This window comes from Acinetobacter lwoffii, assembly GCF_052078135.1.
GTDB classification, from domain to species: Bacteria; Pseudomonadota; Gammaproteobacteria; order Pseudomonadales; family Moraxellaceae; genus Acinetobacter; species Acinetobacter lwoffii_Z.
Window position 1 is genome coordinate 129475 of record NZ_JBQGUZ010000007.1, and the last position, 14824, is coordinate 144298.

Genomic DNA, 14824 nt, shown 5'->3' on the forward strand with positions numbered 1-14824 from the left:
ATTCATGCGCCAATCTCATGTTCAGTTTTTAGCAAAGACTGTGGTAGTCGGTACTGCGATGGCGGGTGTCATGATGCTTTCAGGCTGCTCGAAAAAAGAAGAGACCATTACCCTGAATATCGGTTTCCAAAAATACGGCATATTACCGATTTTAAAAGAACGCGGCACGCTGGAAACCAGCTTAAAACAGCAAGGGGTCAATGTGAAATGGGTAGAATTTCCGGCCGGCCCACAACTGCTTGAAGGCCTGAATGTCGGCAGCGTCTCTTTTGGTGAAGCCGGTGAAGCACCGCCAATTTTTGCTCAGGCGGCCAACTCAAATCTGGTCTATGTGGCCAATCAGCCGCAAGCACCTAAAGCCGAAGCCTTAATTGTACCGAAAGATTCAACGATTCAGTCCATTCAGGATCTGAAAGGTAAACGGGTGGCCCTGAACAAAGGTTCAAACGTGCATTACCTGCTATTAAAAGTTCTGGAAGCCAACAAGCTGACACTCGGTGATATCGAAGTAATTTATTTACCACCTTCCGATGCACGTGCTGCGTTTGAACGTGGTGCAGTCGATGCCTGGGTGATCTGGGATCCTTTCTTTGCAGCTGCTGAACATCAGATTGGTGCGCGTGTCATTGCCAGCGGTGAAAATGTGGTGAGCAATCATCAGTTCTATCTGGCAGATCGCAAGTTCGCAGAAAGCCATCCTCATGTGGTACAGGCGGTTGTCAATGAACTGAATCTGACCACAGACTGGGTGGCAAAAAATCAGGACGCTGCCGCACAGTTACTACAAAAACCGACAGGTCTGGCAGTCGATGTCTTGAAAACCTCTATTTCACGCATGGGCTTTGGCGTTAAACCTCTCAGCACTGACGTGATTCAAAAACAACAACAAGTCGCCGATGCATTTTATGCGCAGCAGCTGATTCCACAAAAGCTGAATATTGATGCAGCAATTATTAAATAACAGCAGAATAATTCGAGAATAAAGATGAGTCATTTAAAAACAGTTTCTTACATCAGTTTAGCGTTATTGAGCTTTAGTCTGACTGGCTGCCAGAAACAGGAACCACAACAAACGGCTGCCGCAGAAACTACGTCGGCGCAACAAGTTAAAACCATTGCGATTGGCTTTCAGAAATCAGCCTTGAATCTGCTGGTAGCACGCGATGAAAAGCTGTTAGAACAACAATTTCCTAATGCCAAAATTGAGTGGAAAGAGTTTCCGGCGGGTCCACAAATGCTGGAAGCACTGGCAGTCGGTGCGGTGGATTATGGCTATGTAGGGAATACCCCACCCATTTTTGCACAGGCTGCAGATAAAGCCCTGAGTTACGTGGCCTTTGAAAAAGTGGCTGGAAACTCTTTGGCCGTGGTCGTGCCGAAAGACAGTAGTATCCAGACGATTCAACAGTTGAAAGGAAAACGGATCGCGGTTCAGAAAGGTTCGAGCGCACATGAACTCCTAGCCAAAACTCTGGAAAAAGCCGGATTAGGCTGGTCAGAGATTCAAGCCGTCTGGCTTCCCCCTGCAGATGCACGTGCTGCTTTTGACAAAAAAGCCATTGATGCCTGGGCAATCTGGGATCCGTTCCTCGGTGCAGCCGAATTCGACAGCAAAGTTAAGGTGCTGATTGAATCCAGTGACTTTCCGCAAACCTACTCCTTTTATATCGGCAATCCCGAATTTATTAAGAAGCATCCGGATACTCCCGGCAAGTTTATTCAGGCTTTAAATGCCTCTGACCAGTGGATTCTTAAAAACCAGGCTGTAGCTCTAGATATTTATCAGAAAAGTACCGGTCTGAAACCAGAAGTGGCAAAGATTGCTTTTGAGCGTCGTCTTAAACCTTCGCAGGTTCAACCCTTAACTCCGGAAGTGATCAAAGCCCAACAGAATATTGCCGATCTCTTCCAGCAGGTTCAACTGATTCCCAAAACCATCAGCGTCCAGAAACAGATTTGGTCGCCAGCAGCCACATATTGATGAACAAACAAGATGATTTAATTTAAGGAATATCACATGAAAATTTTCTGGTTTATCCCCACTCATGGCGACAGTCGTTATTTAGGTACCAGCAAGGGCGCACGTGTTGTAGATCATGCCTACATGAAGCAGATTGCCGTTGCGGTAGATAACTTAGGTTATGAAGGTGTCCTGATTCCAACCGGCCGTTCTTGTGAAGATCCATGGTTAACTGCCGCCAGCCTAATTGATGCCACTAAAAAATTAAAATTCCTGGTGGCGTTGCGTCCGGGCGTGACCACCCCGGCACTGGCTGCACGCATGGCTGCGACCTTTGACCGTTTGTCCAATGGCCGGGTGCTGCTGAATCTGGTGACTGGCGGTGACGAGCAGGAACTAAAAGGTGACGGCGTCTATGAAGATCACACAACCCGCTATAAAACGGCGACCGAATACACCACCATCTGGCGTGAAATTTTAAAACGCTCACATACTGGGGAAAGCTTTAGTTTCCATGGTGAACGCTTAAGTGTTGATGAGGCAAAATTGCTGTATCCACCCATTCAGCAGCCGCATCCGCCTTTATGGTTTGGTGGCTCATCGGATGATGCCATTGAACTGGCTACGGATCAGGTCGACACTTACCTGACCTGGGGCGAGCCACCGGCCGCAATCAAAGAAAAAATTGCAGTGGTAAAAGCCAAGGCTGCAGCTAAAGGTCGTGAACTGAATTACGGGATCCGTTTACACGTGATCGTACGCGAAACCAATGAGCAGGCCTGGGCGGCGGCTGAAGAACTGATTCAATATGTGGATGATGCCACTATCGCTGCAGCCCAAGCCAAGTTCAAATCCATGGACTCGGTCGGTCAGCGCCGTATGGCAGAACTGCACAATGGCGATCGCAGCAAACTCGAAGTTTCTCCAAACCTCTGGGCAGGTGTGGGTCTGGTTCGTGGTGGTGCAGGTACGGCACTGGTCGGCGATCCGGAAACTGTCGCTGCACGTATCCAGGAATATGCCGATCTGGGGATCAGCACCTTTATTTTCTCAGGCTATCCACATCTGGAAGAATCCATCCGTTTTGCCGAACTGGTATTCCCGTTACTTCCACTGGAAACCCAGCAAAAACTCACTCAACCAAACTTGACCGGTCCATTTGGCGAAATCGTGGCGAACAACTACACACCGGACGAGAACAAGCAGGCTGAGAAAATTAAGGAGTCTGCTTAATGTCAAAAGTCGTTTCCGTTGAAACCTTGGCCCAAAAGCAGGTTTCACGTGGAACAATTCTGGGACAGCATCTGCTGCCCTGGCTGGTTCCAATTTTTTTGATTGCGATTTGGCAGATTACCTCTAGTACAGGCCTGCTGGAAAGCCGGATTCTGCCTGCACCGAGTGCAGTAGTTTTGGCCTTCTGGAATTTGCTACTCAGCGGTGAACTGTGGATGCATGTGCAAGTCAGTGCGGGGCGTGCTATTAGTGGCTTATTGGTGGGGGGGGGGTTGGGCCTATTACTGGGCCTGTTAAATGGTTCATCCAGAACTGCCTCTACCCTGCTCGATACCACCTTGCAGATGATTCGGAATATTCCTGCACTGGCCCTTATTCCCCTAGTGATTTTATGGTTCGGGATTGATGAATCTGCCAAATTGTTTCTGGTGGCGATTGGGGTATTTTTCCCGATTTATATCAATACCTATCATGGGATTCGTTCCGTCGATCCGCAATTGATCGAGATGGGCAAAAGCTATGGCTTAACTCGCTGGCAACTGTATAAAGAAATTATTCTGCCGGGGGCGATGCCGTCAATTCTGGTCGGACTGCGTTTTTCTCTGGGTCTGGTCTGGGTATTGTTAATCGTGGCCGAAACCATTTCCGCCCAGTCTGGTATTGGCTATATGACCATGAATGCACGCGAATTTTTGCAAACTGACGTGGTTCTAGTGGGTATTTTACTGTATGCCCTGCTCGGCAAATTAGCCGATGTTCTGGCAGTGGCTTTAGAAAGATTCCTGCTACGCTGGCATGCCGGCTATCAAAAATAAAGAATAAATGAGGAGCATGTGATGACTGATCTCAGTTTAGGGCGTCATGCCAATGACCCGATTTTGCCACTGGAACAACCTGCGGCAGATATCAATCCTGCTGCAGTGATTGGTGCCGAAATTATCATTGAACAGCTGCACAAGTTTTACGGTTCGGTCAAAGTTCTGGAAGATCTGGACCTGCATATCCAGCCGGGTGAATTTCTAGCAATTGTTGGTCGCAGCGGTTGTGGTAAAAGTACCTTATTGCGCTTGATTGCCGACCTGGAACAGCAAAGCTACGGTGAAATCAAGTTTAAGTCCGCCCGGCATATTCGTGAAGGCATTACTGCAGATGATATCCGGGTGATGTTTCAGGATCCTCGCCTGCTGCCTTGGCGCAGCATCGAACAGAATGTGCAGTTAGGCCTGGGCAAAGAGCAGCATGCCAAAGCCTCGCAAATGCTGGAAAAGGTAGGGCTCAAAGAAAAAGCCGGAATGTGGCCTTCACAGCTTTCCGGAGGACAACGGCAACGTACCGCCTTGGCGCGGGCATTGTCACATCAGCCGCGTATTCTGCTACTGGATGAGCCACTCGGTGCTCTGGATGCCCTAACACGTCTGGAAATGCAAAACCTGATTGAGCGCCTCTGGACCGAACAAGGCTTTACCGCCATTCTGGTCACGCACGATGTCAGTGAAGCCGTGCAACTGGCAGACCGGATTATCTTGCTGGACAAAGGCCATATTGCCAAAGAATTTAAGGTCAATTTGCCACGTCCCCGGCAAAAAAGTGTGACATTTGCAGAACTAGAACAGCAGGTCTTGCAGGCAGTTTTAGCGACCTGAATACTCAATCCAACCCAAAATCGCGCATGGTTTTGGGTCTTATTCTTATAAAAATACATTTATCTCAATAAGAGAACATTTTTATCAGATTCATTTCAGTATTATTCCTCTCTTGCATTGATGAAGAAAAAAAATGAATAAATGAAGTATTTTCAGAAACTTGAATTTTTCTCTTGGTGTAAATGCATTTACCCTGTTTTAAATATTGATCTAGAGAATAAATCATCATTATTCAAAAAATTAGCCTGTGACTGTGTGCACAAATCTGATGATTTGCCGTACAATTGAGGATTCCCTTTTTCATTGTTTTTTATATTTGCTAATGGAACAAAAAAAGAGTACTCAAAAACGCAATCAGCTGCTAAATGCTGCACTAGACGTATTTTCCCTATATGGTTTTAATGGGGCAAGTCTGGATGAAATCGCACAAATTGCAGAAATGCATAAGTCGAATATTTTCTATTATTATGAAAATAAAGAAGCCCTGTATGTTGAGGTGTTAACCACCGTTCTACAAAAATGGTTGGCGCCTTTACAAACCCTTGAAGCTGAACTTGAACCTGAAGAAGCGATCACCAATTATTTGATGCAAAAAATTGAAGTGTCGCGTACCCAGCCTAAAGCATCCCGTTTATTTGCTTTGGAGGTAATTCAAGGTGCACCGCATATTCTGGAAATTTTAAAAGGTCCGCTAAAAAAACTGGTCAAGCGTAAAGCCAAAGTGATTTCCAACTGGCAGGAGCAAGGCAAAATTTCTGCAGATATTGATCCTGAGTTACTGATTCTGAATATTTGGGCGATTACCCAGAACTATGCAGACTTTGCGACCCAAATGGAAATGGTCACGGGTAAAACCTTGCGTAACCGCAGCATGCAGCAACGCATTATCCAGCATACGGTACATATGATGTTATACGGCGTGATTCCACGTACGGATAAATAAGCAAGCGCTTCTGATTGGCACACGACCATAGCTACTATGGTCGCCGAGCAAACTTAACCTTCCTATTTATTTTACCATTTGATATAAATCTAATAATTTTTTCGCACCTAGCAACAGATTTTCTTCCCAATCCAGATGCGCAGTCTCATTGGCTCCATCACTAATGTATTTCACTGAAATCAGCCGAACGCCCAGCTTTTTACAGACTTTGGCCAAGGCATAGCCTTCCATATCGACCAAATTACACGTCACTTTTGAAATACCGGTTTCAAAGCTGTCGCCTGTGCCACAAATCCCTTTCGGTAAATGGTCAAAGAAAGAATCCAACTCAATCGCACCCGGGAAATGTTGATCCATCGGGGTCATGCCGACCTCAAAGCCGAGGGGCGACACATCCATATCACGCTGTACAAATTGCGTGACTTCGACCAGTTCATGCGCATTGAAATGCGAACTCCCCGCGCTACCCAAATTCAGCAAGGTGCTGCAACCGGTGTTCTGAATTACCTCAAAGGCTTTAAAGGCCGCGTTGACTTTGCCAATCCCGCTGTAATGCACCTGAACGCCTTCTGCTTCAAACAAGCCTTTGGATTCATTGGGTAGAGCCATGATGAGCGCCAGATCGGACATTCGAAACACCTGATATCAAGAAAAACCCTGATATTAGAAAACAAAACCGGCTGAATGAAAAGCACCACTCCCCTGATCAGACATGCTCAGTGCGTAGAAAAACCAATCGGCTCAATTCCAAGGCAAATGAATTTTCAAGAAAAATATTGCATAAAAACACAACAGCAAGACGAAAGCGCGAGATTATGGCAATATATAGCCTCTCGATATTTCTAAGCACTTGATTTGCCCATGCAGCTGCTCCGTCTAAATGCTTTAGCCTCTCATTCTGAATTACCCAAAACTGCCGTGACGATCGGTAATTTTGACGGTGTGCATTTAGGCCATCAGGCGATGATCCGTCAGCTGCAACAGGTGGCTAAAGCACAGGGCTTAAAATCTGTGGTAATGATTTTCGAGCCGCAACCGCTTGAATACTTTCAGGGTTATGATGCCCCACCGCGTATTTCATCATTACGTGAAAAAGTTGAATACCTGACTGAGCTGGGTGTGGACTATATCGCAGTGGCGAAATTTGACCATACTTTCCGCAGCCTGACTGCAGAAGCCTTTGCCGACATTTTAAAAGAAAAACTGAATGCCCGGCATCTGGTCTTGGGCGATGATTTTCACTTTGGTAAAAATCGTCAGGGCAACAGCGAATTCCTGCGCAATTACGGCTTTGAAGTGACCAATTTAAATACCATTGCTCTAGATGGTGAACGCGTTAGTTCCACCCGGATTCGCCAGACCTTGCAAGCCGGTGATTTAGCCTTGGCCGCACAATTGCTGGGCCGTCCCTATAGCATTACCGGGCGGGTGCAATATGGCGATCAGATTGGTCGAACCATTGATTTTCCCACCATTAATGTACGGCTCAACCGTCATAAGCCGTGCCTCAAGGGAATTTATGGGGTTGAAGTCATTTGCGAAACCCTATCCTTAAAAGACAAGGCAAAAGCCGATTCTCCAGCGCAAACAGGCATTGCAGGTTATGACCCCACTGCCCTGTTTGGGGCCGGTCATGTCGGCACACGTCCAGCCATCAAACAAGCACATCCAGAGTGGCGATTAGAAGTACATTTTCCAGATGTTTCTGCTAATCTGTATGGCCTGTTGATGCGGGTGACGTTCTTAAACTATTTACATGGCGAAAAGGACTATCCTTCGCTTGAAGCGCTAAAAGCCGGAATTGATGATGATGTCGAGAAACTGCTTGAGTTTCGTCGAAATCACCCCACATTTCCCTTTTAATATCCCATATTTTTATTGTAAAACGTGTCAGTAACATAACTGATTAGATTGGAAGACGACTTGCATGAGCGATAAGCAAACTCCTGAAAATGCAGTGGACTATAAAGCCACGCTAAACCTCCCAGGTACTGACTTTGCAATGAAAGCAAATTTGGCAGTACGTGAAGCGAAATGGTTAGAAGAGTGGTATGCCGACAACATTTATCAGCAGATTCGTGAATCGCGTATTGGCAAGAAAAAATACGTGCTTCATGACGGCCCTCCTTATGCCAATGGTCAAATCCATTTGGGCCATGCGGTCAACAAAGTACTCAAAGACATCATTATCAAAAGCCGTGTCATGGATGGCTTTGATGCACCGTATGTACCGGGCTGGGACTGTCACGGTTTGCCAATCGAACTCAAAGTCGAAGAAAAAGTCGGCAAAGTCGGCGTGAAGGTAGATGCGTCTACCTTCCGTAAAGCCTGCCGTGAATATGCCTACACCCAAGTTGAACTTCAAAAGAAAGACTTCGTACGTATGGGCGTATTCGGTGATTGGGTCAATCCTTACCTCACGATGAACTTCAAACAAGAAGCCGACATCGTACGTTCACTGGGTGCAATCGCAAAAGCAGGTCATATCGAGCCAGGTCTTAAACCAGTCAACTGGTGTCTGGACTGTGGTTCATCATTGGCTGAAGCTGAAGTTGAATACGAGGATAAAAAATCAGATGCAATTGACGTCGGTTTCACCGTTGTTGATTTAGCGGATTTATCTGCACGTTTAGGCGTAGACGTTGCTGATCGCACGGACATCGTGATCTGGACTACCACACCTTGGACCATGCCTGCCAACCAGGCAGTCGCACTGCATGCTGAACTTGAATACCAACTGGTAAAAGCAACAGCCGAAGATAAAGCTGCACAAAACTTTATCTTGGCGAAATCATTGGTTGAGTCTGCAACTCAGCGTTATGGCTTTACTGCATTTGAAGTGCTTGCTGAATTCACAGGTGCAAAACTTGAGAATTTAGTTCTTCAACATCCTTTAATTGCTGAGCGCCAAGTGCCAGTGATCTTGGGTGAACACGTCACTGATGCTAGCGGTACAGGTGCAGTACATACCGCACCGGGCCACGGTGTGGACGACTATAAAGTTGGTTTACAGTACAACCTCAAAGTTGAAAACCCAGTCGGTGGTAATGGTGTGTATTTACCAACGTCGCCAATCTTCCCGGGCGAGCACATCTACAAAGCCAATCCAAAAATTATTGCAGCATTAACTGAAGCAACCAAGCTTTGGGCACATGTAGTGATCAAGCATAGCTACCCGCATTGCTGGCGCCATAAAACCCCGATTATCTTCCGTGCGACACCACAATGGTTTATCAGCATGGATGCCAAAGGTCTACGTCAAAATGCACTGAATGCGATTGAAAACGAGATCAGCTTTGTACCGGACTGGGGTAAAAACCGTATCCAGGCGATGATTGAAGGTCGTCCGGACTGGTGTATTTCACGTCAACGTACTTGGGGTGTGCCAATTCCGTTCTTCGTACACAAAGACACCAATGAATTGCACCCACGTACGCCTGAACTGATTGAAGAAGTGGCTAAGCTGATCGAGCAAGAAGGCATTGATGGCTGGTATAACCGTGATGCCTCTGAGTTTATCGGTGCGGATGCTGAACAATACAACGCAGTTCGTGACACATTAGATGTCTGGTTTGACTCTGGTACAACGCACTATGCGGTACTGCGTGAACGTGAAGAACTGACTGATCCTGCTGATTTGTACCTTGAAGGTTCAGACCAGCACCGTGGCTGGTTCCAGTCGTCGTTATTGACCTCGATTGCGATTAACGAACGTGCGCCATATAAAGGTCTATTGACTCACGGTTTCGTCGTGGATGAAAAAGGCCGCAAGATGTCCAAGTCGATCGGTAACGTGATCACGCCGCAAGACATCATTAAAGATATGGGTGCGGATGGTTTACGTTTCTGGATCGCCTCTGCGGATTACCGTTATGAAATGACCGCTGGTAAAGAAATCTTTAGCCGTGCCTCTGACGGTTATCGTCGTATCCGTAACACGCTTCGTTTCTTGCTTGCTAACCTGAATGGCTTCAAACCATCAACAGATGCGCTTCCTGTAGATCAATTGATCGCGCTGGATCAATACATTCTGCAACGTGCATCTGAAGTGCAAGAAACCATTAAGAAAGCATACGAAGATATGAACTTCCATATCGTAACGACTGCTCTGACTAATTTCTGTATCAATGACTTGGGTGGTTTCTACTTAGACATCATCAAAGACCGTCAATACACCACGAAAGCGGATTCGCAAGCACGTCATTCTGCACAAACTGCGTTGTATCACTTGGTACAAGCATTCGTGCGTTGGATGTCACCAATCCTGAGCTTCACTGCACAAGAAGCTTGGCCGTTAATTCCTGAGCAATCAGAGAAATACGTGTTCACGGCTGAATGGTATGATATTCCTGTGGCTTCAACTGCAAATGTAGTATCTGAAGCTGAATGGCAAACGCTCATTGCCGTAAAATCTGCAGTAAACAAATTCATTGAAACTGCACGTACCGCGAAAACTGTCGGTTCTAACTTGTCTGCCAAAGTTGAACTTTGGGCAAATGCCGAATTAAAAGCAGTGCTAGATAAGTTAAGTGATGAGCTTCGTTTCGTACTGATCACATCACAAGTGATCGTCAATGAGTTTGATGCAGCACAAGGTGAAGCGGCTGATCTTGAAGGCTTGAATGTGAAAGTTTCAGCAGCTGATGGCGAAAAATGCGTACGTTGCTGGCATGTATTACCAGATGTAAATACACATTCTGCACATCCTGGTCTATGCGGTCGTTGTATCATCAACCTTCCTACAGGCCAAGGCGAAGAGAGAAAATATGCCTAATACCCACACCAAAAAGGGCTTATTCCAGTTCTATCCACATAATTTATGGTGGGTTGGACTGGCCATTCTGGCGATCATTCTGGATCAATGGACCAAATGGATTGCAGTGACAAATCTGAACTATGCAGATCCTGTTCCTGTGCTGCCCTTTTTAAATTGGACACTGCTACATAACTATGGCGCTGCCTTTAGTTTCCTGTCCGATGCCGGTGGTTGGCAACGCTATTTCTTTACTTCACTGGCAGGTTTAGTGTCTGTAATCTTTGTGTTTTGGCTGATGCGCATGCCAAAAGACATGAAAATTTTACCATTGGCGATTGCCCTGATTCTGGGTGGTGCCATCGGTAATTTAATCGACCGGGTCAGCCTCGGCTATGTAGTCGATTTTATTCATGTGTATTACCAGAACAGCCACTTCCCTGCGTTCAATATCGCAGATAGTGCTATTACTGTAGGCACTATTCTGATGCTGATTGATACCTTTTTCTTAGAAAAACATCGAATTCAACGGGCGCAAGCACAACATGACTGATTTTATTCATCCTAACGAAGAAACCCGGGTTGCAGACGGTTCTAAAGTCGAGCTGCACTTTTCTGTCGCAATCGAAAATGGCGTGGAAATTGACAATACCCGTAGCCGTGAAGAACCGGTCAGCCTGGTGATTGGTGATGGCAATTTACTGCCTGGTTTTGAAAAAGCATTGTTTGGTTTACGTGCCGGTGACCGTCGTACGGTGAGCCTGCCGCCAGAAGATGCTTTTGGTCCATGGAATCCAGAAAACATCCAGAAATTTGATACGGTGAAGTTCGGAGAACGTCCGATCGAAGGTCACATGATCGAGTTTGAAGACAAAGCCAAAGCCACCCTGTATGGCGTGGTGAGATCGGTGAATGATGACATCACTGAAGTGGACTTTAACCATCCATTGGCAGGCAAAAACATCACCTTTGAAGTGGAAATCTTTAAAGTGACACCTGCGGGTCAGCAAGGCATTAAACTGATGTAAAACCTCAGCTAATTAACTGATTTTAAAAAAGCTCCTTCGGGAGCTTTTTATTTTCCGGATACAAATCATCTCTAGTCACCTTCCTGAAATCTGATTAATTTGATGATCAGACCCGAAGAAAGGATGAAACATGAAAATTTATATTGTGGTTGGGAGTGTGCGTGAGGGACGTACCGCGATTAAAGTGGCGCACTGGGTACTGCAGGAAATTAAAAGTTATGCCTTTAGCACTTTAGAAACTGAAATTGTCGATCTAAAAGAATGGGATCTTCCGCTATTTTCTGGTGCCCATCCGCCATTGACCGGGATTTATGATCAGCCCAAACAACAAGACTGGGCAGATAAAATTGCGCTCGGCGATGCCTTTATTTTTGTCACGCCTGAATACAATCATGGCTATAGCCCTGCCCTGAAAAATGCCCTGGATTATCTCGGCAAGGAATGGCAAGGCAAGCCGGCAGCTTATATTGGTTATGGTGCGACCAACGGCTCACGTTCAATTGACCAGATTCGTCAAGTCGGCACTCAACTAGGACTGGTGGATACCAATGCCGTGATCGAAATCCGTGACATCTTTGCGCGCAACAAAGATTATTCCTTCCAAGGCAATGAATTTGATAATAAAAAGTTAAAAGCTGTGGTGGATAGACTGATTCAATATGTCAGTGCTTAATGAATAGACGACAGCCCTGTACGTTTTAGCCTACATGCAGCGCAGAGTTTAGCCGCTATGCGGTCGTTTTATGCGAGGCTATAGTCAGTACATAGACAGACAGGAAGTCTGCTCAGCGATACGACAACAATAAAAAGCGCCAATCAACAGGGCGTTGACAGATTAGACAGGAGTCAGATCTGAGAAGCAAATCCAGAAAAGCCTCGACAGGATGTTGAGGCTTTTCTGTTTAAACTTTAGATTTAACGTGACTACTGATCTGGATGCATCAGACATCAACCTTAAACCCGAGATCAACATCACAGGCGGCTTGTCCTCCTCGAATCCCCCAATTTTCCAATGCACTTTCTCTCAGATGAATCAGAATATGGTCTGCAGGAATACCGATTTCCCCGAGACTTTTGACCATCTGCTGATACAAATTTCGCTTGGTCTCCAGACTGCGGCCAGCAAAACAGTCAATACTGACCAAGGTAAAATATTCAGGCTGAGCTAAATGGCTCATATACTGAAAACGATGCGCTTCATGCACGACCAGACGAATATTACGATCATATTCAGGCAGCTGAAAGGCGGTTTTCACACAATGAAATACGCTGTTAAGCAATTGTTCCTCAACTGCTTGAGGATATTGTTGGCGAACTTCAATTTGAATCGTAGGCATAGGAGTTTCCTTTTTATTATTTTATCGACATTTTTATTTATATCAGTTGATGCATATGAAAAGAGTATTCTCTCGCTAAAATACAGCAAAATCACCATCCCTATTTGTAATTTGATCGGATGATCATTCTAAAACAGTATTTTTGAATTTATCTTTTTAAATTTGGCTGTCGGCTTTGACCTACAATCCATGCAGTTAAACTGCCCTATTGCACTGTATCGCTTCAGGCTATATTCAGATCATACCAAGACAGGAAGTCTTGTAAGAAAAATAAAAAAATTCACGTAGCAGGATGCTGATCGGTATAACAGATATTATACCTTTAACAGAATATGAAAAGGCCTTCACAGGATGTAGAGGCCTTTTTCTTTCATGTCAGCATCAGCTTAAAAATCCTTTTATTCAGAGGGTCAGCTTATTCAATCTTTCATATTTAGATAAGCATCCTAAAAGCAGAGGATTAAGGGGCTGTCATTTTTAACAAACCGGCTTGCGAACCATCTTGAATCACCCACAGTGAACCATCTTGTGCCTGAGCAACCCCGCGAATCCGCTCTTTCATATCCAGACGCTGAACTTCTTTCACTGGGGTCTGGGTCGTATCTATAATCACAATCGCCTTGGAAGACAGACCGGTCGCAATCGCCTTATTTTTCCATTGCGGGAAGACATTAGCAGTATAAAACATTAAATCTGAAGGAGAAATTACTGGAGTCCAATCCAGTGCCGGAGCTTCAAATTCAGGTCGGGTACTGTGGTCAGGAATCGGCTTGCCATCATAATGATCGCCATTGGACACTAACGGATAGCCATAATTTTTAGCTTTGACAATCTTGTTCAGTTCATCGCCACCTTTCGGTCCCATTTCGATCACCCAAAGCTGCCCTTTCGGATCAAAAGCCATGCCTAGAGGATTACGGTGTCCAAGACTCCAGACCTGCTGAGCAATTTTACCCTGAGTCATAAACGGATTATCGGCAGGGATTGAGCCATCATCATTCAGGCGAATAATCTTACCGGCATTAGATTGCATGTCCTGTGCAGGGTTGAATTGCTGACGTTCTCCTGAACTGATCCATAACTTACCATCCGACCCAAATACAATTCGATGGGCATAATGTCCCTGGCCAGAAAATTTCGGCACTTGCGTCCAGATCCGTTTAATTTGTGTCAGTTGAGGGGTGGCTTGATTTAAATCCAGTTTGCCACGGATTACCACTGCACCATATCCACCCTGGCCTTGTTCGGCATAACTCAGATATACCCACCGATTCTTTGCAAAATCTGGATGTAAGGCCACTTCACCTAAACCACCCTGGCCTCCATATGCGACTTGAGGTATGCCTTTAACTTCAATTTTTTTCTTGGTGTTTGGATCAAAGAGCTGCAATTTTCCTTTACGCTCAGTAACCAATAGCCGGCCATCATTTAAAGTAGTAATCGCCCATGGTTCATTAAATTGAGCAACCTGTTCGGTCTTATATTTTTGCAAGTTTGAAGAGACTGCATCCGATTTGGCAGCTGATGTAGATACCTCTTGACTACTTCTAGAAGATGAATTCTCTGCATGACAGGCAGTAAATGCTAAAGCACAACAACTGAGTAGAATTTTTATTTTAAATTGCGACAACATTATCTTCTCCATACTGATTTATTGTTCAAATTAACATCAAGATACAGAATTTATAATGTAAATTCAGCAGAGAAAGGTAAATAGATACATTTTAAAAACTATAAAACGAGTTAATTTTGAAGTTTTATTTATAATTTTTACACATAAAAAAATCCCCCTCTGCTAATGCGGAGGGGGATTTTGGAATAATGAGCTGGCGATGACTTACTCTCACATGGGTAATCCCACACTACCATCAGCGCTAAGAGGTTTCACTTCTGAGTTCGGGAAGGGATCAGGTGGTTCACTCTTGCT

At 45.3% G+C, this 14824-nt stretch carries 14 protein-coding genes and 1 rRNA gene; 11 read left to right on the forward strand and 4 right to left on the reverse strand.

Translation table 11 applies throughout. The features are described 5' to 3' along the window. The first annotated feature begins 4 nt into the window (after positions 1-4). From ACTL4S_RS06840 to ACTL4S_RS06865, 6 genes are all read left to right on the forward strand, one after another. Positions 5-961 (forward strand): sulfonate ABC transporter substrate-binding protein, encoded by a 957-nt coding sequence (locus tag ACTL4S_RS06840; RefSeq protein WP_441299004.1) that lies wholly within the window; start codon positions 5-7, stop codon positions 959-961. A gap of 24 nt (positions 962-985) precedes the next feature. Next, on the forward strand, positions 986-1981 hold the full coding sequence (locus ACTL4S_RS06845; protein ID WP_441299005.1) for an aliphatic sulfonate ABC transporter substrate-binding protein: 996 nt from the start codon (positions 986-988) through the stop codon (positions 1979-1981). A gap of 36 nt (positions 1982-2017) precedes the next feature. Continuing rightward, positions 2018-3193 (forward strand): FMNH2-dependent alkanesulfonate monooxygenase, encoded by a 1176-nt coding sequence (ssuD, locus tag ACTL4S_RS06850; RefSeq protein WP_441299006.1) that lies wholly within the window; start codon positions 2018-2020, stop codon positions 3191-3193. Next, positions 3193-4008: an aliphatic sulfonate ABC transporter permease SsuC gene (gene ssuC / locus ACTL4S_RS06855; RefSeq protein ID WP_222112419.1), complete on the forward strand. Its 816-nt coding sequence runs from the start codon at positions 3193-3195 to the stop codon at positions 4006-4008. The genes ssuD and ssuC overlap by 1 nt, the downstream gene beginning before the upstream one ends. 21 nt (positions 4009-4029) lie before the next feature. Continuing rightward, positions 4030-4836, forward strand: coding sequence for an ABC transporter ATP-binding protein (locus ACTL4S_RS06860; protein ID WP_441299007.1), 807 nt, complete (start codon positions 4030-4032; stop codon positions 4834-4836). Positions 4837-5158: 322 nt separating this feature from the next. Further along, the gene (locus ACTL4S_RS06865) at positions 5159-5779 is read left to right on the forward strand and encodes a TetR family transcriptional regulator C-terminal domain-containing protein (protein WP_004281222.1); all 621 of its coding nucleotides are present in this window, start codon (positions 5159-5161) and stop codon (positions 5777-5779) included. Positions 5780-5845: 66 nt separating this feature from the next. On the opposite strand, the gene ACTL4S_RS06870 is transcribed toward ACTL4S_RS06865, so the two are convergent. Further along, entirely contained in the window at positions 5846-6409 is a 564-nt protein-coding gene (locus tag ACTL4S_RS06870; RefSeq protein WP_441299008.1) for a 5'-methylthioadenosine/S-adenosylhomocysteine nucleosidase family protein, read from the reverse strand. Positions 6410-6640: 231 nt separating this feature from the next. Between ACTL4S_RS06870 and ribF the strand changes: the two genes are divergently transcribed. From ribF to ACTL4S_RS06895, 5 genes are all read left to right on the forward strand, one after another. Beyond that, positions 6641-7642 (forward strand): bifunctional riboflavin kinase/FAD synthetase, encoded by a 1002-nt coding sequence (ribF, locus tag ACTL4S_RS06875; protein ID WP_441299009.1) that lies wholly within the window; start codon positions 6641-6643, stop codon positions 7640-7642. Positions 7643-7706: 64 nt separating this feature from the next. Further along, positions 7707-10553 carry an isoleucine--tRNA ligase gene (ileS, locus tag ACTL4S_RS06880; protein WP_441299010.1) on the forward strand — a complete coding sequence of 949 codons (2847 nt, stop codon included), beginning with the start codon at positions 7707-7709 and terminating at the stop codon, positions 10551-10553. Further along, on the forward strand, positions 10546-11085 hold the full coding sequence (gene lspA / locus ACTL4S_RS06885) for a signal peptidase II (protein ID WP_004281218.1): 540 nt from the start codon (positions 10546-10548) through the stop codon (positions 11083-11085). The genes ileS and lspA overlap by 8 nt, the downstream gene beginning before the upstream one ends. Further along, positions 11078-11560, forward strand: coding sequence for an FKBP-type peptidyl-prolyl cis-trans isomerase (locus ACTL4S_RS06890; protein ID WP_004281217.1), 483 nt, complete (start codon positions 11078-11080; stop codon positions 11558-11560). Before lspA ends, ACTL4S_RS06890 begins: the two co-directional genes overlap by 8 nt. A gap of 130 nt (positions 11561-11690) precedes the next feature. Next, positions 11691-12233: an NADPH-dependent FMN reductase gene (locus ACTL4S_RS06895; protein ID WP_441299011.1), complete on the forward strand. Its 543-nt coding sequence runs from the start codon at positions 11691-11693 to the stop codon at positions 12231-12233. Between the two features lie 268 nt (positions 12234-12501). Here ACTL4S_RS06895 and ACTL4S_RS06900 read toward each other — a convergent pair whose 3' ends face one another. The 3 genes from ACTL4S_RS06900 to rrf all read right to left on the reverse strand — a co-directional run. After that, positions 12502-12897 carry a tautomerase family protein gene (locus ACTL4S_RS06900; RefSeq protein WP_213686606.1) on the reverse strand — a complete coding sequence of 132 codons (396 nt, stop codon included), beginning with the start codon at positions 12895-12897 and terminating at the stop codon, positions 12502-12504. Between the two features lie 460 nt (positions 12898-13357). Then, positions 13358-14530 carry a PQQ-dependent sugar dehydrogenase gene (locus ACTL4S_RS06905; protein ID WP_441299012.1) on the reverse strand — a complete coding sequence of 391 codons (1173 nt, stop codon included), beginning with the start codon at positions 14528-14530 and terminating at the stop codon, positions 13358-13360. Between the two features lie 191 nt (positions 14531-14721). Further along, positions 14722-14824 (reverse strand): 5S ribosomal RNA (rrf, locus tag ACTL4S_RS06910); the annotation flags it as partial.

What these genes read in the sequence shown, in the direction of transcription:
- ACTL4S_RS06845 (WP_441299005.1), top strand. Translation starts at nt 986, where the DNA reads ATGAGTCATTTAAAAACAGTTTCTTACATCAGTTTAGCGTTATTGAGC.
- ACTL4S_RS06865 (WP_004281222.1), top strand. Translation starts at nt 5,159, where the DNA reads ATGGAACAAAAAAAGAGTACTCAAAAACGCAATCAGCTGCTAAATGCT.
- ACTL4S_RS06895 (WP_441299011.1), top strand. Translation starts at nt 11,691, where the DNA reads ATGAAAATTTATATTGTGGTTGGGAGTGTGCGTGAGGGACGTACCGCG.
- ACTL4S_RS06890 (WP_004281217.1), top strand. Translation starts at nt 11,078, where the DNA reads ATGACTGATTTTATTCATCCTAACGAAGAAACCCGGGTTGCAGACGGT.
- ssuD (WP_441299006.1), top strand. Translation starts at nt 2,018, where the DNA reads ATGAAAATTTTCTGGTTTATCCCCACTCATGGCGACAGTCGTTATTTA.
- ACTL4S_RS06905 (WP_441299012.1), bottom strand. Translation starts at nt 14,530, where the DNA reads ATGTTGTCGCAATTTAAAATAAAAATTCTACTCAGTTGTTGTGCTTTA.
- ACTL4S_RS06840 (WP_441299004.1), top strand. Translation starts at nt 5, where the DNA reads ATGCGCCAATCTCATGTTCAGTTTTTAGCAAAGACTGTGGTAGTCGGT.
- ssuC (WP_222112419.1), top strand. Translation starts at nt 3,193, where the DNA reads ATGTCAAAAGTCGTTTCCGTTGAAACCTTGGCCCAAAAGCAGGTTTCA.
- ACTL4S_RS06860 (WP_441299007.1), top strand. Translation starts at nt 4,030, where the DNA reads ATGACTGATCTCAGTTTAGGGCGTCATGCCAATGACCCGATTTTGCCA.
- ribF (WP_441299009.1), top strand. Translation starts at nt 6,641, where the DNA reads ATGCAGCTGCTCCGTCTAAATGCTTTAGCCTCTCATTCTGAATTACCC.
- ileS (WP_441299010.1), top strand. Translation starts at nt 7,707, where the DNA reads ATGAGCGATAAGCAAACTCCTGAAAATGCAGTGGACTATAAAGCCACG.
- ACTL4S_RS06870 (WP_441299008.1), bottom strand. Translation starts at nt 6,409, where the DNA reads ATGTCCGATCTGGCGCTCATCATGGCTCTACCCAATGAATCCAAAGGC.
- lspA (WP_004281218.1), top strand. Translation starts at nt 10,546, where the DNA reads ATGCCTAATACCCACACCAAAAAGGGCTTATTCCAGTTCTATCCACAT.
- ACTL4S_RS06900 (WP_213686606.1), bottom strand. Translation starts at nt 12,897, where the DNA reads ATGCCTACGATTCAAATTGAAGTTCGCCAACAATATCCTCAAGCAGTT.